The sequence below is a fragment of the Nocardia sp. NPDC059236 genome (assembly GCF_042754085.1).
GTDB lineage: Bacteria > Actinomycetota > Actinomycetes > Mycobacteriales > Mycobacteriaceae > Nocardia.
Genome location: NZ_JBHZAF010000030.1, coordinates 51,019 through 69,003 on the forward strand (window position 1 = coordinate 51,019; position 17,985 = coordinate 69,003).

General features: G+C 66.8%; 16 protein-coding genes. 5 read left to right on the forward strand and 11 right to left on the reverse strand.

Features of this window, described 5'->3' with window-relative positions; translation table 11 throughout:
- Window positions 1-1,467, reverse strand: a complete 1,467-nt coding sequence (gene gltX / locus ACFXIV_RS43490; protein ID WP_379402805.1) for a glutamate--tRNA ligase — start codon at window positions 1,465-1,467, stop codon at window positions 1-3.
- Window positions 1,468-1,480: 13 nt separating this feature from the next.
- On the reverse strand, window positions 1,481-2,254 hold the full coding sequence (locus tag ACFXIV_RS43495) for a fumarylacetoacetate hydrolase family protein (RefSeq protein ID WP_379402806.1): 774 nt from the start codon (window positions 2,252-2,254) through the stop codon (window positions 1,481-1,483).
- A 324-nt stretch (window positions 2,255-2,578) separates the two neighbouring features.
- Here ACFXIV_RS43495 and ACFXIV_RS43500 point away from each other — a divergent pair, with 324 nt between their 5' ends.
- Window positions 2,579-3,757 carry an MFS transporter gene (locus tag ACFXIV_RS43500; protein ID WP_379402807.1) on the forward strand — a complete coding sequence of 393 codons (1,179 nt, stop codon included), beginning with the start codon at window positions 2,579-2,581 and terminating at the stop codon, window positions 3,755-3,757.
- 290 nt (window positions 3,758-4,047) lie between these two features.
- On the opposite strand, the gene ACFXIV_RS43505 is transcribed toward ACFXIV_RS43500, so the two are convergent.
- Both ACFXIV_RS43505 and ACFXIV_RS43510 read right to left on the reverse strand, forming a co-directional pair.
- Window positions 4,048-5,055: a 3-isopropylmalate dehydrogenase gene (locus tag ACFXIV_RS43505; protein ID WP_379402808.1), complete on the reverse strand. Its 1,008-nt coding sequence runs from the start codon at window positions 5,053-5,055 to the stop codon at window positions 4,048-4,050.
- A gap of 180 nt (window positions 5,056-5,235) precedes the next feature.
- Window positions 5,236-5,550 (reverse strand): hypothetical protein, encoded by a 315-nt coding sequence (locus tag ACFXIV_RS43510; protein ID WP_379402809.1) that lies wholly within the window; start codon window positions 5,548-5,550, stop codon window positions 5,236-5,238.
- 35 nt (window positions 5,551-5,585) lie between these two features.
- On the opposite strand from ACFXIV_RS43510, the gene ACFXIV_RS43515 reads away from it, so the two are divergent.
- Complete coding sequence (locus ACFXIV_RS43515) at window positions 5,586-5,828, forward strand: hypothetical protein (protein WP_379402810.1); 243 nt, start codon at window positions 5,586-5,588, stop codon at window positions 5,826-5,828.
- Window positions 5,829-5,903: 75 nt separating this feature from the next.
- Here the strand turns inward: ACFXIV_RS43515 and serA are convergent, their stop codons facing one another.
- Together serA and ACFXIV_RS43525 are read right to left on the reverse strand one after the other, a co-directional pair.
- The gene (gene serA / locus ACFXIV_RS43520) at window positions 5,904-7,502 is read right to left on the reverse strand and encodes a phosphoglycerate dehydrogenase (protein ID WP_379402811.1); all 1,599 of its coding nucleotides are present in this window, start codon (window positions 7,500-7,502) and stop codon (window positions 5,904-5,906) included.
- 252 nt (window positions 7,503-7,754) lie between these two features.
- Entirely contained in the window at window positions 7,755-7,907 is a 153-nt protein-coding gene (locus tag ACFXIV_RS43525; RefSeq protein WP_379402812.1) for a hypothetical protein, read from the reverse strand.
- A gap of 568 nt (window positions 7,908-8,475) precedes the next feature.
- Between ACFXIV_RS43525 and ACFXIV_RS43530 the strand changes: the two genes are divergently transcribed.
- Window positions 8,476-9,279, forward strand: coding sequence for a DNA polymerase beta superfamily protein (locus tag ACFXIV_RS43530; RefSeq protein WP_379421449.1), 804 nt, complete (start codon window positions 8,476-8,478; stop codon window positions 9,277-9,279).
- Window positions 9,280-9,366: 87 nt separating this feature from the next.
- On the opposite strand, the gene ACFXIV_RS43535 is transcribed toward ACFXIV_RS43530, so the two are convergent.
- Window positions 9,367-9,585, reverse strand: coding sequence for a cold-shock protein (locus ACFXIV_RS43535; protein ID WP_354837910.1), 219 nt, complete (start codon window positions 9,583-9,585; stop codon window positions 9,367-9,369).
- A gap of 409 nt (window positions 9,586-9,994) precedes the next feature.
- The gene (locus ACFXIV_RS43540) at window positions 9,995-12,043 is read right to left on the reverse strand and encodes an ATP-binding protein (RefSeq protein WP_379402814.1); all 2,049 of its coding nucleotides are present in this window, start codon (window positions 12,041-12,043) and stop codon (window positions 9,995-9,997) included.
- Window positions 12,044-12,953: 910 nt separating this feature from the next.
- On the opposite strand from ACFXIV_RS43540, the gene ACFXIV_RS43545 reads away from it, so the two are divergent.
- Window positions 12,954-13,964, forward strand: a complete 1,011-nt coding sequence (locus tag ACFXIV_RS43545; protein ID WP_379402815.1) for an MBL fold metallo-hydrolase — start codon at window positions 12,954-12,956, stop codon at window positions 13,962-13,964.
- A gap of 118 nt (window positions 13,965-14,082) precedes the next feature.
- On the opposite strand, the gene ACFXIV_RS43550 is transcribed toward ACFXIV_RS43545, so the two are convergent.
- Genes ACFXIV_RS43550 through ACFXIV_RS43560 form a run of 3 tightly spaced genes read right to left on the reverse strand, consistent with a single transcriptional unit; the run spans window position 14,083 to window position 16,660 of the window.
- A complete protein-coding gene (locus ACFXIV_RS43550) occupies window positions 14,083-14,415 on the reverse strand; it encodes a GNAT family N-acetyltransferase (protein WP_379402816.1) in 333 nt (110 codons plus the stop codon).
- 27 nt (window positions 14,416-14,442) lie between these two features.
- Window positions 14,443-14,583 (reverse strand): hypothetical protein, encoded by a 141-nt coding sequence (locus tag ACFXIV_RS43555; RefSeq protein ID WP_379402817.1) that lies wholly within the window; start codon window positions 14,581-14,583, stop codon window positions 14,443-14,445.
- A gap of 4 nt (window positions 14,584-14,587) precedes the next feature.
- Entirely contained in the window at window positions 14,588-16,660 is a 2,073-nt protein-coding gene (locus ACFXIV_RS43560) for a neutral/alkaline ceramidase (RefSeq protein WP_379402818.1), read from the reverse strand.
- Between the two features lie 453 nt (window positions 16,661-17,113).
- Here ACFXIV_RS43560 and ACFXIV_RS43565 point away from each other — a divergent pair, with 453 nt between their 5' ends.
- Window positions 17,114-17,938 (forward strand): DUF559 domain-containing protein, encoded by an 825-nt coding sequence (locus ACFXIV_RS43565; protein ID WP_379402819.1) that lies wholly within the window; start codon window positions 17,114-17,116, stop codon window positions 17,936-17,938.
- Window positions 17,939-17,985: the final 47 nt, after the last annotated feature.

Here is a 17,985-nt window from a genome sequence, read left to right on the forward strand (position 1 = left end):
TCAGGCGATCCCGGCGAGCGCGGACCGCATGCGGTCCATGGTGAGCTCGCGGCCCAGCAGTTCCAGCGACTCGAACAGCGGCGGGCTGATGTGGGATCCGGTCACCGCCACGCGCACGGGCGCGAAGGCCTTGTTCGGCTTGAGGCCCAGTTCGTCGATGAGCGCGGCTTTGAGCGCCTCTTCGAGGGGCGTGACGGTCCATTCCGAAACGCCTTCGAGGGCTTTCACCGCCGCCTGCAGCACCGGAGCGGCATCGGGGCCGAGATTCTTTTTCTCCGCGGCGGGGTCGATGGCGAACTCTTCGGGCTTGATGAAGAGGAACTTCAGCAGATCCCAGCCATCGCCGAGCACCTTGATCCGGGTCTGCACCAGATCGGCCGCGGTTTCGAACAGCTTCTCATCGATCTCGGCGCCGATATGGCCGTGTCCGGTAAGGAACTCGCGCAGCCGGTGAGCAAAATCACCGGGGTTCAGCATCCGAATATGTTCGGCGTTCAGCGCATCGGCCTTCTTCTGGTCGAATCGAGCCGGATTCGAATTCACCTTCGAGATATCGAAGGCTTCCACCATCTCGGTCATCGAGAACAGGTCATGATCATCGGCGATGCTCCAGCCGAGCAGCGCCAGATAATTCAGCAAACCCTCGGGAATGAACCCGCGGTCGCGGTGATGGAAGAGATTTGACTCCGGATCACGCTTGGACAACTTCTTGTTGCCCTGGCCCATCACGAAGGGCAGGTGACCGAACTCCGGGGTGAACTCCGCGACGCCGATTCGTTTCAGTGACTCGTAGAGCGCGAGCTGCCGCGGAGTGGAGGACAGCAGATCCTCGCCGCGCAAAACGTGGGTGATCTTCATCATGGCGTCGTCGACCGGGTTGACCAGCGTATAGAGCGGATCGCCATTACCGCGGGTGAGCGCGAAGTCGGGGACCACGCCCGCGCGGAAGGTGGTCTCGCCGCGCACCAGGTCGTTCCAGGTGAGGTCCTGGTCGGGCATGCGCAGCCGGACCACCGCCGGGCGGCCCTCGGCCTTGTAGACGGCGATCTGCTCGGCGGTCAGGTCGCGGTCGAAGTTGTCGTAGCCGAGCTTGGGATCGCGGCCGGCGGCCTTGTGCCGGGCCTCGACTTCCTCAGGGGTGGAGAAGGATTCGTAGGCCTCCCCCGCCGCCAGCAGGCGCTGCACCACATCGAGATGAATGTCACGCCGCTGCGACTGCCGGTACGGGCCGTAGGGGCCGCCGACCTCGGGGCCCTCGTCCCAGGTGAGGCCGAGCCAGCGCAGGGCGTCGAGGATGGCGTTGTAGGACTCCTCGGAATCGCGTGCGGCGTCGGTGTCTTCGATGCGGAAGACGAAGGTGCCGCCGTGGTGGCGCGCGTATGCCCAGTTGAACAGGGCGGTACGGACCAGACCCACATGCGGTGTGCCGGTGGGTGACGGGCAGAAACGAACCCGGACGTCAGTCATGGCTCTCTTTCGTTCAGCGTTTGGCGGCAACGGGATTGGACAGGGTGCCGATGCCGGAGACGGTCACCGACACGGTCTGGCCGGCCTGCAGCGGGCCGACGCCCTCCGGGGTGCCGGTGAGGATGACATCACCGGGGAGCAAGGTCATTACGGCGGTGACCCACTCGATCAGCTTCGGAATATCGTGCAGCAGAAGTGAAGTGCGGCTGCGCTGCTTCACCTGGCCGTCGACCTCGGTGACGATCTCCAGATCCGCAGGGTCCAGCGCGGTCTCGATCCACGGGCCGAGCGGGCAGAAGGTGTCGTAGCCCTTGGCACGGGTCCACTGGCCATCGTGGCGCTGCTGGTCGCGGGCGGTGACGTCATTGGCGACGGTGTAGCCCAGGATCACCTCGTTGGCGCGGGCGGCGGGCACGTCCTTGCAGGGGCGGCCGATGACGATCGCCAGTTCGCCCTCGTAGTCGACCTGAGAAGAGCTGGGCGGCAGGATGATCGGAGCGTTGGGGCTCTGGATCGAGGTGCTCGGCTTCATGAAGATGACCGGGTCGGCCGGGGCCGGGCCGCCCATCTCCTCGGCGTGCGCGGCGTAGTTCTTGCCGATGCAGATCACCTTGCTGGCGAGGATCGGGGCCAGCAGCCGCACGTCGGCCAGCGGCCAGCTGCGACCGGTGAAGGTCGGGGTACCGAACGGGTGTTCGGCGATCTCCCGGACGACGGCGTCGGAACCGTCCCCTTCGATGCTGACGAAAGCGACTCCATCTGGGCTGGCAACTCGACCTAGGCGCATGGTTGGCATCCTATCGACCGGCCTCGACCTGCCCGAACGCGCCCAACCGCGGGGCGGGAACGGACCCGGGGACAAGGGTCGGCAGGGCGGGGGCGGGGGCGGCCGGGAGGGGTGGCATCACGGGCCGCATCGCCCCGATCCGAATGTGGAAAGCCCTTATACGCAAGCGAACTCGGGTCTCGCGGGTGGACTCACAAGATCGGTGGGCGAGTGTGAGCAAACTGACAGCTCGTCCCAGAAATCGTCTTGCGCATCACGTGTACGGTGAGATCCGATGTTCACAGAGTAGGACATTAATTCCAAATAGTGAGACAGGTGAGGGCGATGGCCACCGTGACACAGATCGGGACGACACGACGGTGGACCATGCTGGCGCTCGGCGTCTTCGCCCAGAGCTCCAGCGCCGCGCTGGTGCACGGCACCGCCTTCCTGCTGCCTGCACTGACCCAGCGCGGAATGCCGCTGGCCACCGCCGGTCTGCTGGTCGCCATGCCCACCGTCGGCCTGGTCTGCACGCTGATCGCGTGGGGCTGGATCGTCGATCACGTGGGCGAGCACAAGGCCCTGGTGGCCGGTCCCGCGCTGATGTTCGCGGCGGGCATGGCGGCGGCGACGGTCTCGAACTATGTTGCACTGGGCGCATTGCTGTTCCTGGCCGGGGCCGGAGCGGGCAGCACCAATGCCGCCAGCGGGCGGGTCATCGTGGGCTGGTTCCCGCCGGATCAGCGCGGGATGGCCATGGGCATCCGGCAGGCCGCCCAGCCGCTGGGCGTGGCCGTCGGCGCCATCACCATCCCGGCCGTCGCTGCGGCACACGGGTTCTCGATGGCCGTCCTGGTCCCCGCGGCCATGGCGGGCGCGGCCGCGGTCGGCTGCCTGTTCGGGATCGTGGATCCGCCACGGCCCGAATCGGCCAGGGGCGCAGGGCGTCCCGCCAACCCGTACCGTGGCGACTCCACGCTGTGGCGCATTCACGGGGTGTCGATTCTGCTGGTGATTCCGCAGGCCACCATCTGGACCTTCGGCCTGCTGTGGCTGCACCGGGATGTCGGCATGTCGCTGCCGGCGGCGGGCGCGCTGGTCACGGCCACCCAAATCCTGGGCGCGGGAGGGCGAATCGGCGCGGGGATCTGGTCGGATCGGGTGGGCAGCCGGTTGCGGCCGCTGCGCACGGTGGCGATCGCGGCCGTAATCTCCATGTCCGCCTTGGCCGTAGCGGCCTGGATGCACCAGTGGTGGGCGGCCGTCCCGATTCTGGTCGCGGCCTCGGTCATCACGGTGGCCGACAACGGCCTGGCCTTCACGGCGGTCGCCGAGATCGCCGGTCCCTATTGGTCGGGTCGCGGGCTGGGTATCCAGAACACGGGCCAGAACCTGGCGGCGGCCGTGATCGCCCCGGCCTTCGGCGCATTGATCACCGCGGCCGGTTTTCCGATCACCTACCTGCTCGCGGCGGTGGTGGCGCTGGCGGCAGTCCCGTTGGTGCCCAGGGGTTCCCGGTGACCGGCTGATCGCCGGCAAATCAGGAAGAGCTGTGCCCGTTAAGTTTTCGCATCCTAATGAAATTGTGCGATATGCCTCACTGGCCCAGGAGGTTTCAACGAAACCCCTCCCAGGATTGCATTTCGGCGACGAGGAGGGAACGGACGGAGCGTGTGAAGTAGTCGGGTTTCGACGATTCGCCGGGTGGTACGGACCGGCGAATCACCTTGCCGGGCTCGATATCCGGCCGTGAACAAGGAAAAGCCCCCGTTCGCCGCTGTTGCGGGAACGGGGGCTTGACCGTGGAAACGCTAGAGCGAGGCGGCGATCCGGTCGCCGACCTCGACGGTCGAGGCGGCACCCGAGCGCGACGCCAGATCCTTGGCGACGGCGGCCTCGATGCGGGCGGCCTCCTCGGCCTTGCCGAGGTGGTTCAGCAGCAGGGACACCGAGAGGATCGCGGCGGTCGGGTCGGCCTTGGACTGGCCCGCGATGTCCGGGGCCGAACCGTGCACCGGCTCGAACATGGACGGGTTGGTGCCCGAGGCGTCGATATTGCCGGAGGCGGCCAGGCCGATGCCACCGGAGACGGCGGCGGCCAGGTCGGTGATGATGTCGCCGAACAGGTTGTCGGTGACGATCACGTCGAAGCGGCCCGGGTCGGTCACCATGTGGATGGTGGCGGCATCGATGTGCTGGTAGGCGGTTTCGATGTCCGGGTACTCCGCGCCGACCTCGGCGACCGTGCGCGACCACAGCGAACCGGCGAAGGCCAGCACATTGTTCTTGTGCACCAGGGTCAGGTGCTTGCGGCGCTTGCGGGCGGTCTCGAAGGCGTAGCGGACCACGCGCTCGACACCGAAGCGGGTGTTGGTGGAGACCTCGGTGGCCACCTCGTGCGGGGTGTTGACGCGGATCGCGCCGCCGGTGCCGGTGTAGGGGCCCTCGGTGCCCTCGCGCACGACCACGAAGTCGATGTCCGGGTTGGCCGCGAGCGGGCTGGTGACGCCCGGGTACAGCTTGGACGGGCGCAGGTTCACGTGGTGGTCCAGCTCGAAGCGGGTGCGCAGCAGCAGGCCGCGCTCGAGCAGGCCGCTCTGCACCGACGGGTCGCCGATGGCGCCCAGCAGGATGGCGTCGTGCTGCTTGAGCTCCGGAATGACATTGTCCGGGAGGATCTCGCCGGTGGCATGGAACCGCTTGGCCCCCAGGTCGTATTCGGTCTTCGCGACACCGGGCACCACGACGTCGAGCACCTTGAGGGCCTCGGCGATGACCTCGGGACCGATACCGTCGCCCGGAATGACAGCCAGTTTCATGAAATCCATGCTCCGTTCGATGAGACGCGCGGGTGATCCTCTCCACGCTGGCAGGAGAGTCACCGGCCACCATAGCGGGTACGCCCGCAACCCCTTTCACCAGGGCGAATCGCTCCCAACCAGTGAGATCACCGGCCGCTCGCGCGGGGTCACGCCAGCGGGCTGCGGCTGCACGTGGGACTACGAGGGCTGAATTCCCGCGCGTCGACACTCTTGTTGCACGCGCAGGGAAAGAGCGTCCTGCTGCCCCGCCACCGTCCGGCACCACTCCTGCGCCTGCGCGCCACACGCCCGCTGCTGCTGACCACCCATCGTCCCGGCGGAAAGCACTGCGACACAGCCATTCTCGAAGCGCGAGTAATCCGGCCGATGATCGAGCACCGCCCACGCCACCACCCCCGCCACGATCAGCGCGACGACGACAGTGCTTCCGATCAGCAGATTGCGCCGCTCCCGCGCGGACAGCGGCTCGGTCGGCGGCGTCTTTCCTCGCATTCATCAATCATGGCGGGGTCGGTAGTGTTCGGTGGATGTTCGACAATCTCCGACTCGAGCGCAAACTTCATCGCCTGGAACGCAAGATCGATCTCATCATCGAGCATCTGGGTATCGCCGATCCGGGCGGCGCCATCGACTACAGCGCGATCGACGATCTCCTGCAGCGCGGCAAGAAGATCCAGGCCATCAAGCTGTACCGGGACCAGGACCCGACGGCCGGTCTGGCCGAGGCGCGCGACGCGATCGAAGCCCGGGATCGCCGGCCGGGTCGCTGATATTTCCCCTCGAACGCATCGGGCCCCTTCCACTGTCCGTGGAAGGGGCCCTCATCGCGTGGCGCGAGGTCTATCTCAGTCCAGGCTGACCAGGGCGACCTTGGCCGCGCCGACGGCCTCGGCGATGGCGCTCTGGACGTCGGCCGGGACCTCCTTGTTGACGCGGAGGACGACGGTGGCGCCCTCCTGGTCGAGGTCCTGGGTGAGCTGGGCGGCGAGGATGTCGATACCCGCGTCGCCGAGCTTGGTGGCCAGGCGGCCGAGCTGACCGGGCTTGTCCTCGTAGGCGAGGACGGCCAGGTTCAGGCCCTCGGCGCGCATGTCGTAGTTGCGGCCGTTGATGTTGACGATCTTCTCGACCTGGGCGGGCTCGGTCAGGGTGCCGGCCACGTTCAGGGTGCGGCCGTCGCCGAACACGGCGCGCAGGTCGACCAGGCTGCGGTGGGTCGGGCTCTCGCTGTGGGTGGTGACCGAGGCCTCGAGGCCGCGGTCCTTGGCCAGCGACGGGGCGTTGACGAAGGTCACCGAGTCCTCGATGAGAGCCGAGAACACGCCGCGCAGAGCCGAGAGCTCGAACACCGCAACGTCTTCCGAGGACAGCTCGCCGCGCACCTGGACCTCGATGGAGACCGGCAGCTCGTCGGCGAGGGCGCCCAGCAGCGCGCCCTGCTTGCGGACGATGTCCAGCCACGGGGCGACGATCTCGTTGACCGCGCCACCGGTGACGTTCACCGCGCCGGGCACGAACTCGCCGGCGAGGGCGAGCTGCACGGACTTGGCGACATCGGTGCCGGCGCGGTCCTGGGCCTCGGCGGTGGAGGCGCCCAGGTGCGGGGTCACCACGACCTGCGGCAGGTTGAACAGCGGGCTGTCGGTGGACGGCTCGGTCTCGAAGACGTCGATACCGGCGGCGCGCACGTGGCCGGAGGTGATGGCGTCGGCCAGGGCTTGCTCGTCGATCAGACCGCCGCGGGCGGCGTTGACGATGATGACGCCCTTCTTGGTCTTGGCCAGCGTCTCCTTGTTCAGCATGCCCTTGGTCTCAGGAGTCTTGGGCAGGTGAATGGAGATGAAGTCGGCGCGCTCGAGCACCTCGTCCAGGGTCAGCAGCTCGATGCCCAGCTGGGCGGCGCGGGCCGGGGAGGTGTAGGGGTCGTACGCGACGACCTTGGTCTCGAAGGCGGCGAGACGCTGCGCGAACAGCTGGCCGATGCGGCCCAGGCCGATGACGCCGACGGTCTTGCCGAAGATCTCGACACCGTTGAACTTGCTGCGCTGCCAGGTGTGCTCGCGCAGGGTGGCGTCGGCGGCCGGGATCTGGCGGGCGGCCGAGAGCAGCAGGGTGACGGCGTGCTCGGCGGCGGTGTGGATGTTGGAGGTCGGCGCGTTGACGACCATGACGCCGCGCTCGGTGGCCGCGGGCACGTCGACATTGTCGAGGCCGACGCCGGCCCGGGCGACGATCTTGAGGTTCTTGCCGGCCTCGAGCACCTCGGCATCGACGGTGGTGGCCGAACGGACCAGCAGCGCATCGGCTTCCGGCACGGCCGCGAGCAGCTCGGGGCGGTTGGGGCCATCGACCCAGCGCACCTCGACACCGTCGCCGAGCGCGTCGACGGTCGACTGGGCGAGCTTGTCGGCGATCAGAACAACAGGACGGCCTGCTTGGCTCACGGTGGGGTACTCCTGAGGAAGGGTTCCGGGATTTACGGGCGATAGCTTAGTGCGCTGGGATCCGGGGTGTTTTACCGCCTGGTAGGCAACTGCCATCAAACCTGTGAACTGCGGGTTTACCCGAAGCGTGTGTCGGAGATACCGGAACCGGCTCCTGGAGCACGGCTCGGACGGCAACTTCGGCCGGCAGCATCGGATCTGCCACCGCGCCGTCGGTCCAGATCTGCGCCAGTGACTGCAGCGCTTCGATATTCACAGTGACAGCCCCGATTCCGTTTCTCGCGTGGATCTTTCGGTGCGTCGGTTCTCACCTGCGGGTTCCGGGCCGGCGGCCGGTAGGTCGGCGTCCCACCAGGCCGGGGTCTCGTCGGTCTGGTCCGCGGTGGCGATCATGATGTCGGCCACGGCGTAGCCGAAGATAGGGCATTGCCGGGAAGGTGCCTCAGCGAAAATGCGACCTCGACTTTCGGCCGACTTCGATGGACTTGCGCGCTCTGAGGGCACAATTCAGCGTGTTGCGACACCCTTCACGGATAGCCGAAAGCCCGGCATCGGAGCTACGGAGTCCGAGACCGGGCTTTCGAAAGTCGAGTAATCGACGTCAGCAGTTCCTAGCGGCCGAAGGAGCCGGTCCAAAGGGTGGACAGGATGCCGTGCAGCGCGGCCGAACCGGTGTCGAGCAGGCCGTTGAGGGCAGCGGAACCGGTGTCGATGATAACGGGGATCATGAAAATACCTCTTCTGAATTCCGTACGGACTTTCTGACGTGAAGCCTATCGGGCCGGTTTCACGGCCTGTTACGGGGGATTTACGCTATGTGACCGGCGTCACGACATGCGGATTCTGTGGCCCCATTCATATGAGTGTCGAATTCCCGCCATATAACGTGGCTATCACGCCCCTATTTCTGGGGGCCCCGACGCACGGAAAACGCGTGGACCAGCGGGATCCCGGGGCGCTAACGTCGACCGCCATGACCCTGCGCTCGATCCCCGCTTCCATGGACCCGGCGGTGGTCGCCACGATCGACGGCGAACTGGACCGGATCGTGCGTGAACACCGCGTCGACGTGCTGCTCGCCATCGAGAGCGGTAGCCGCGCCTGGGGCTTCCCCTCCCCCGACTCGGACTACGACTGCCGCTTCGTCTACCTCCGGCCGCTGGACGGCTACCTCACCCCCTGGCCCGGTCGCGACGTCATCGAGACTCCTTTGGTGGGCTTACTCGATGTCAATGGCTGGGACCTCGTGAAGGCGCTGCGGCTGCTGGTGAACGGGAACGCGGTCCTCATCGAATGGCTGATGTCGCCGATCGTCTACCGCGGTGACGCGCAATTCCGGGACGAATTGCGCGCACTGGCCGACGAAGTAGCCGACCGCAACAGGGTAGCCCGGCACTACCTGCATCTGGGTCGCCGTCAGTGGCGTCTCTTCGATACCAATCGTTCGCTGAAAAAGGTGTTCTATTCGTTGCGGCCGGCCATGGCATTGCGCTGGCTACACGAATACCCGAATAAAGCGGTGGCGCCGATGCATTTGCCGACCCTGCTCGACGAATGCGATCTCCCTGACGATTTCACTACCGCGGTGAAAGAACTGACGGAGTTGAAATCCCGCACTCGGGAAATGGGCGCCGGCAGGGTGCCCGAACCGATCGCGACGTTCATCTCCACCGAATTCGAGCGAGCCGCCGCGGAATTCGCCGGGGACGACCCGGCCCACCGGCAAAATGCACAGGCTCTATCCGCGGAATTCTTCCGGCGGCGGCTGCGCGGCTGACAGAATCCCCAGAGCATCACGCAGCGGCGGCCGCCCCGATCATCTCGGGACGGCCGCCGCGATGCGTGTTCGGCCGGACGCCGCGTCTCAGTAGTCGGCTCCCGCAATGACCCGCACGATCAGCGCCTCTGGCCCCGGCTTGGTGCGCCGCACCTCGAATTCGACCCGCTGCCCCTCCACGAGCGACCGGAAGCCCTCGCCCTCCACCGCGGTGTACTCCACGAACACGTCCGGCCCGCCACTGTCCGGGCTCAGGAACCCGAACCCCTTTTCGCTGTCGAACCACTTCACCGTGCCGTGCACCATTACCAAACCTTCTCGAACCGACGGGACTCCCACGCCCCCGCGCGTGCCGCGGTCCATGGTGTCACGCCCCCGGCCTACACGGTCGGCCGCCACGCCCGCCCCGGCCGCTCCCACAGCCAAGGCAACTCACACGGCCCTACCTCCCTATCGAATTTCCCTGCCTCTACGTATCACTCAGATTCCGCGGCGGCACGACCCCGCGTCGCATCTGTGTATTCGCGTCCACGGGACGAGGGCACCGCGAGTCGCGGCCGCGCGCCGCGTCTTTCGCAGTGCTCTCGCCGCAGGCGCCCGGGCCGGCCCTTCTTCGGCCCGGGCACCGCGCCCCGCATCGCGCACTGCCGCGTCACGCGGGCCGTGCCCCTTCGGCCCGGCGCTGACCGTGCGGTGCGGGTGGCAGACGATTCGGTCAGCCTGCTCGCATGTTCTCGGGCGGGCCTTCCTCGTCGGCTTCGGGATCTCGCATGGTGTACACGCGTTCGAGGAAGTCGCGGTGGGCTCGGAGGGTGGCGTCGAGGAGTTCGCGCCAGGTGCGGCGGTCCACTCGGTGGTCGCTGACCAGGGAGGAGAGGGATGCGGGGCCGAGCCTGTCGATGTGGTCGACGATGAAAGTGAGGCGGCGGCGCGGGAATTGGGCGCCGATGCGGGGGTTCTCGTCGAGGAAGTGGTCGAGTTCGTAGAGGTAGTTGACGGCGCGGTTGTACTCCTCGTCGGTGAGGTGGTAGTCCATGCGCTTGATCTCGACGATCCACAGTTCGCCGGAGTCGTGCAGCAGGACGAAGTCGGGTTCGCGCTTCTCGCTGCCGATGGACGTGGTCACCAGCGGGGTGCCGAATTTGTGTGCGTACCAGCGTTCGAAGCTGGCGCGCACGCGTTTGAGGGATTCGTTCATGCCCAGCGGGGTCCACTCGGGGGCGAGCAGCCAGGGGGCGGATTCGATGAGCTCCTGGAAGGGTCGTTCCAGGGAGCGGCGGTCGTCGATTAGCGAGCGCAGCCGGTTCACCACGGCGACACGCTCACTGGCGATCTGGCCCAGCGAGTAGATCTCGGCCACCCGGGCCCGCTCGAACAGCGCGACCACCACGTCCAGTGCGGGGTCGGCGTCCTCGGCGATCTCCTTGAGGGTGTCGAGCAGGCTGCGCTGCGGGCCCAGCGACAGCGCCAGCCGCAGCATGTTCTCGATGTGCGTGGGATCGTCCATCGAGGCACGATCCTTGTGCGCCACCAGGATTCGTGCCGCGTCCAGGACGGAGTCGCGGAACACGCGGTCGCCGGGCGCGATGGCGTCGAGGGTCTCGTGGATGCGGGAGCGCTCGACGAACTCCTCCCAGACCCGGCGGCGGATGGATTTCTCGCCGAGCCTGCCGATCTCCTTGATCAGCGCCCGGCCCCACTGCGCGAGCGCCTCACCGCGCGGGGAGCTCCACATGATGTCCTGGCGGTCGGAGCGGACGAGATCGTCGTCATCGTCGAGCCAGTCGACATGGATCGCGCCGACCAGATAGGAGCGCAGTTTGAATTCGCCGGTGAATCCGGAAGAGATGCCGAAATCCCTTGTCTGCGCAACGATCTTGCCGCGCGCGTAGATGCGGACCCCGGCCATCGCCTCGTCCCGGTACGGCTGTTTCGAGTAGGCGATCCAGCCCGTCACCGGCAGGAATTGCCGCCCGAATCGCACCGGCACCCGGCCGGCGTCGATCCGGGTCTCCTCCATGACGTCGATCGGCAGCTGGCTGAGAATGAAGCTCTCCGGGCCGATGGCATTGCGCACCTCCACCCGCCAGTCCGCGCGTTCGATGCCGAAACGGGCCGCCAGCTGCCGGTTCAGTTCGGTGCCCGTATTCACCCGCTTGCGAAAGAAATTCCGCAGGATGACGGTGGTGCCCCTTTGGGAGGCGAACGTGCCGTCCAGCCGGCCCGGGCGCGGGAAGTAGTCGCTCTCGGTGTCGGAGAGCATGTCGTCGAGGTCCATCACGATGTGGGAGACGTTCCAGCCCAGCGGGGTTCTGTCGTCGTCCCGGCTGCCCGCCGTGATCACCTCGATGGTGCGGCAGATGCCGAAGGCGGCGAGCTTCCCGATTCCCTTGCGCCCCATTACCGGCCGCCGCCGTTCCCGGGACAGATCGGACCCGGTGCGCACGCGCCGGTCGGATCCGACCATCAGATAGTGCTCGTTGATCTCCTCCGCGGTCATCCCGTGCCCGTTGTCGGAGACGACGATCTCGTATGCCGGTTCGTCTGCGGCCCTGACGGTTCCGGCCAGCATCGCACCCCACGGCAGCACGACCTCGACCTCGGTGGCGTCGGCATCGTAGGAATTGGCGATGAGTTCGGCCAGGACCGCCGAAACCCTGTCGTAGAGCCGGATGCCGAGTTTGTCGATCGCCAGCCGGCTGATGCGCATCGTGTACTTGTGGTCATCGCGTTCCCGCGCGGCCGCATGCACGTCGTTGTACATGGTGGGCCCCCAATTGCCCTCGGAGCAGCCGTCGTTCAGCTACCTCTGAATACGATGCAACGCTGATTGATTAACAGCAGGCTGAACATTTACCGACCGCTTCGTCACGGTGTGATTCCAGGATTCACCAACCGATAGCCCACGGCAACGGCAAGGTCTCGGTTACCTCCACGAGTGTGCGAGCGACCCTTGACAACCCGCTCCTTGCTTTCGTCGACGCCGCTCGTCGGCCCGTCCCCGCCGACGAGCGAGCCGATCGGTGAGGCAGTGGTTTACCGCCGGAATCGGGGTGTCGACCATCGAACAGATGCGATTGCGCCTACTTTCAGAACCGGGCGGCGACACCCTCTCGGCTTCGGCCTCAGCAAGTTCGGACGATCGAAGGTCTGATGGGTGGCGTCCACACTCCAGTACGGCCACGCGCCCAGCAGCGCACCCGTCGTTCCACGTGTATCTGGCGCTGCCCCTGCCGGCGCGAATATGACGACCGGCGATTGACGACGACAGCGGCGCCCGCTGTCGTCCCACCGCACAATATGTCGGCGAGGCTCGAGCCAGTCGTGTCGAGGACCATCGCGTGGTCGCCATGCGGCCGGCGCCATCGTTGCCGGCGATGTTGCGACCGTGCTCGCGCCATCGGGCCAAGAGATTCGGTCGACCGCAGTGCAGGTAGGAATTGGGTGCATATGCGATGTGCTCCGACTGCGCGGCTGCAGGCCGGGCGCGCCGCGACCCCGGGCGGCAGCACAACCCGATCCACCGCTCCGGATGCCACCGCGGTCCCCGACGGGCCGGGCGTTGTGCGGGGATCGGGGGTGAGGGCGGTCGGGTGACAGGTCAGACGGATGGAGGCAGAATGCGGGGCGGCGGCGGGCGGTGTCCGCTGTGACGCGAGACAAAGGGGTACCGGGTGGCCAGTAGTCAGACCATTGCCGCACGTCAGCGCTTCTTCGGGGAGGCGGCGGTGGACCCGGTCAGCGGTGCGGTGCGGGAGGATCAGGTGCTGGTGTCCTGGTTCGGGTGTGCCAGTTTCGCGGTGGCCATGGGTGGCGTGGTGTTTCTGCTGGATGCGTGGGTGCCGCGCGGGGCGACGTCCGGGTATGTGCCGACCGGGCCGGAGGAGGTCGCGGCGCTGGATCCGGCGGCGATCTTCATCGGGCACGGGCATTTCGATCACGCGGCCGATGCGGGGGCGATCGCGCGGGCGAGCGGGGCCGTGGTGCACGGGACCGCCGAGCACTGCGCGACGGCTCGCAAGCAGGTGGGCGGGGCCGAATTGGCTTGTCAGGAACTGGGTTCCGGCAAGTCCGCGCCGGGCGACCGCTACGACTTCGAGCTCACGCCGGGGCTTTCGGTGACCGCGGTGCGCCATCTGCACTCGGCGCGGACACCGCGGCACGAGGGGGCGGATGCCTCCGCACCCGTGCGGCCCAAGCCCTGTCTGTGTGATATCCGCGCCTATCCCCCGGGGCTGGCCGACGCCGGACACCTGGCGCGCAATCTGCTCGCACCGGAGGGCGGAGTTCTGCTGTACCAGTTCCGGCTCGGCGATTTCGTGCTGACCTGGCACGATTCCTCCGGCCCGCTGCTGGACAAGGCGCCGCACGTCCTGGATGTGCTGCGCACGCTGCCCGCCTCGGATGTGCACATCGGCGCGGTGCAGGGGTACAACCAGTTCACGAATGGGCTGCGGGACCCGCGCAGCTATATCGAGGCGCTGCGGCCGAAGGTGTTCGTGCCCAACCATCACGACAACTGGCTGCCGTTGATCACCGCCCGGGGTGAGGCGTTCCGGACGCCGCTGCATGAGGAGGTCGCGCGGATGCCGGAGGCTGAGCGGCCGGAGATCCGGATGCTGCTGGACCGCGACGACTATCTTGCGCCAGGGCGGCTGGCGTTCGACCTCGCACCGCAGCACTGATCGACTGGAGTCCAGGGCTGGTCGGCCGACAGGCGGACGGCGAATGGTCGACGCCAACGGGCTGCGCTGCAGCCCGGTCGGAGTAGTGGCGTTGTGTCGATCAGCGAAGGCCCGTCGATCAGCGGAAGCGGAGAAGCATTGTGATGCTGGTGGTTCCGGCCGGATTGAGGATTTCCGATCCCGGTACGTCGACGAAGCCGAGGCGTTCGTAGAGCCGCCGGGCCGGATTCTCCAGGCGGACACTCAGACTCACGGCGTCGTACTGTTCGCGGGCGGTGTCGAGGAGTGCCGTCATCACCGCCGTTCCCAGTCCGGTGCCACGGCTCTCGGGCGCGACACCGATTGCCAGTTCCGGAGTGTCGCTGTCGATGTACCCCAGGGCCGCGTCCTCGGCGGTGAACCGGCGCAGCCATGCGGCACCGAGCAATACGCCGTCGAACCCGCCGACCACACCGAGGTCACCTGCGGCACCCCAGTTCTAGACATACTTCGCGAGCTTCGGCTGATCCATCAGCTCGTCCGGTGAGACCATGCCCCGATCGCGGGCATACGACGCCTCGAACAGCATGGCCCACAGGAACTTCTCGTCCGCCACGTCGGCGGGCCGGACAAACACCATGGGATCAGCCGATCACGAATTCCGCCGATGTTCCAGTGAATTCGTTGACGGTTCCGCCGGCGTCACGGCTGTCACCGGTGTACTGGATCCGGTAGCGGCCCGCGGGGGCACTGTCCGTAACCGTCCACTGGATGTTGATGGTGGAGGCGGCAGGCTGGCCGTCCGGGCGGGACCAGTGCAGTTCGGTGCACCAGTCATTGTCGTCGTAGACGCGCCGCCAGTCATCGCCGGAGCCCTGCTGGACCTCGAAGTAGGTGCCATCCAGGTGGAAGTTGTTGTTGGGGTGAGCGCCGACGAACTCCACCGAAACCGTCTGTCCTGCACCGTAGTTCGCGTCAGGCTGGGTGAGAACGTCACCATAGGCGCGTCCGGCGTGCGGCAGGTCGGCCGGGACCGGCGGCAGCAGGTTCGGCTGCAATCCGAAGGCCCAGTCGAGCGGGGCCGGGCCGCGGCCGAGGTCGATGCGTGCCGCCAAAGCCTTTGCCAGACGGTCGAATTCCTGCATGTGGGCGGAGAGCGTCCAACGCCCGTACAGGGTTTCGCCGCCCTCGTACTGCTGGGAGGCGTATTCCTCAGGGGTGGTGACGTATCCGCAGTAGCCATTGGCGTAGCCCTGCAGCAGCACGTTCTCCAGCGGCACATTCAGTGCCCGCGCCACCAGTCGCCGGATTCGCAGCCCCGACACGACCGTGTACTCCGACGGCCCCGAGGCCAGCACCAGATCGCCGATGCGCATCAGCTGCAGCGGCACGATCTGCGGCACCCACGGCCGCGGCGGCAGCACCCCGAGTGGGGCCAGAATCAGCTTGGGCGCCTGCACATCTCGCATCCAGTCTTCGATCGGCGAGTTGAGTCCGCCGAGCGCGGCCACCATCGGATTGGCGTCGCCCTCCTGCAGGAACGACAGCTGCGAGTTCCAGTTGTCCTCGGTGCTGGTCGCCATGGCCGCCGCGCCCATCATGGCGGGCGAGGTGCGGGCGGGCTTGCCATCCGGGGTGTAGTCGCCGTCGATGGCGGTGTCCGCGAGGTTAACATAGTGCAGCACCGAATCCACGCCGGCACTGCCCATCGGCGTCGCGGCGTCGAAAGCCTTTCGGCCCGCCTGATATTGACGCTCACCGATGATGGCGCAGTTGGTGCGATTGTCCTCGGTCGGCCCCGACGGATGCATGGGCCGGATCCACAGATTGGGCGTCATATCGCCCGCATTGGTCTGCGGGAACGCGGCCACGAACGACGGCGCGCCGTCCAGGTGCCGCACACCCATCTCGTCGTGCTCCCAGCGATAACTGGCGTATCCCTTGTTGTCCGCCGAGATGAGGGTGTTGCGATCGGTCAGCGAGGTGCCGTGCGTGGCGAACCACGTGATCGCCCCGACATCCTTGCCGCCCTGCCGGAATCGCAACACGGTGACCTGCGGATCGATGGCATCCGGGAACGCCGCCTTGTCCTCGTCCGGATTGGCCTCGAACGCCACCCGCGACCGATTCGCACTGGCGTCGTGCAACTCCCCCCGGCCGAGCATGATCGACCCCGGCCCGAGATTCTCGTGCGCCGCAACGATCGCCTTGACGATCCCGTTCACCTCGGCATCATGCGAGTTCTGCTGAAACCCCATGGCCGCAAGCGAATACGCATACTCCCGCGCGGTACCACCACACGAGTTGTGGTTGTGCGTCGCATTGAGATTGACGTTCCGCTCGGTATACAGATCCCCGAACCGCTGCTGAAGTTGCTGCATCACCACCAGATGCACCGACTGGAACAAGCAGGCATTGTCCGTATTCACGAACGCAACCCGATCCCCCGTAGCCTGATCCACCACGACGTAGGCCCGCGCATAACACCGCGTCAACAGCCCCGTAGTGACCTGATCGGCCTCGGAGTACCCCATCATCCCCTGCCCCGCCGGGGCCCCGGTGATATCCGCGATCCCCACCCCGACAAGGTAGTCCTGCCCCGCAGCCCGATGCCTGATGGGTTGCGCCCCAACCATATTCGCACCGAACGCCGCCGCACCGGCCCCCACGCCGCCCACCGCAGCCCCCACCAGCACAGCCCGCCGGGACAGAGTCATCGCATCCTCACTTCCACACCCGCGACAATGCGAACCCAGCCCGCACCCGCCAAAGAGTGAACCTGTTTCATTTCAGGTTTCCCGCAGACTAGTCGGTCACTTGACCAATTTCTAGCCATAGGAGCCGAACCGCGCCCGCCACCCTATCCCGGCCACCGCCTCACGGCCGCCGCACACGCCGGTTCCACCAGGTCAACCCACGTTTCCTCGACTCCAGCAACCAACAGCACCTACTCCCATCCCCGAAAGAGTTTGCGCAGACGAAACCTCACCAGCACCGCGCCGGCCCGCCTCGTCGACGACTCCCGAGCGACCGCCGGCCGGTTCATCCGCACATGAAATGTCGGCACACTCGAACCAACTGATTTCCACAGCCGCACCACCATCCACAGACCCGACATAATCGCAGCTCGCCGTCACGGTTTTGTCCGGACACAGTGACACGCTTGCCCGATGATTCGTACACGCAGCGAACTCCTTGCGGAGGGCATCCCGGTCGGCACGATCAACGACCGCTGCCGGCGCGGCGTCTACAGACGACTGCTCCCTCGTACGTATTGTCTCGGCGCACCAACCACTCTCGATAGATGCCATGCGGTCATCGCCTGGCAGCCGCGCGCGATCCTCAGCCATCGCACCGCCGCCTGGTTGCACGGACTCCTTCCTGATGAGCCGACCCGCGTGGAGGCGACCATCCCCAAGGATTCCGACCGCAGCACCCCGGACTGGCTGCGGCTCTACCGCCGCCGCCTCCGCGTCGAATGGATCGACGAGCGCTACGACCTGCCGCTCACCACAGCGGCCTTGACCGTGTTCGACTGCGCCTCGGTTCTTCCCGAGCGTGAGGCCGATGCGCTGATCGATCTGCACGTGGGCCGGCACGTGTCAGGGACGGCCCTGCTCGAATTGTGCGAATCCCACCTGCATGGGTCTTCCACTGTCCGTAGACAACTCCGCGAGGCCGCGATCCACGCGGCGTCAGAGCCGGAACGCCTGTTCGCGCGGGCCCTGAACCGCCGAGGCATGCGCCTGCTCTGCAACCACCCGATCGGCCCGTACCGCTGCGACTTCGTCGACGAACGATCGCGCACCGTCATAGAGATCGACGGTCGCGAATTCCACAGCGAGTCGAGGGCCTTCCGCCACGACAGGCGTCGACAGAACGAGCTCATGCTCGATGGGTGGCTCGTGCTGAGGTACGCCGCAGCCGATGTGTATCAATCGGTCGACAGATGCGCCGACGAGGCCACCGCAGCCATCAGACGCCGCAGACGGTAACCCGGTCAGATCCCGCACTTTCCCCGTCACCCACCACCATTCCGACC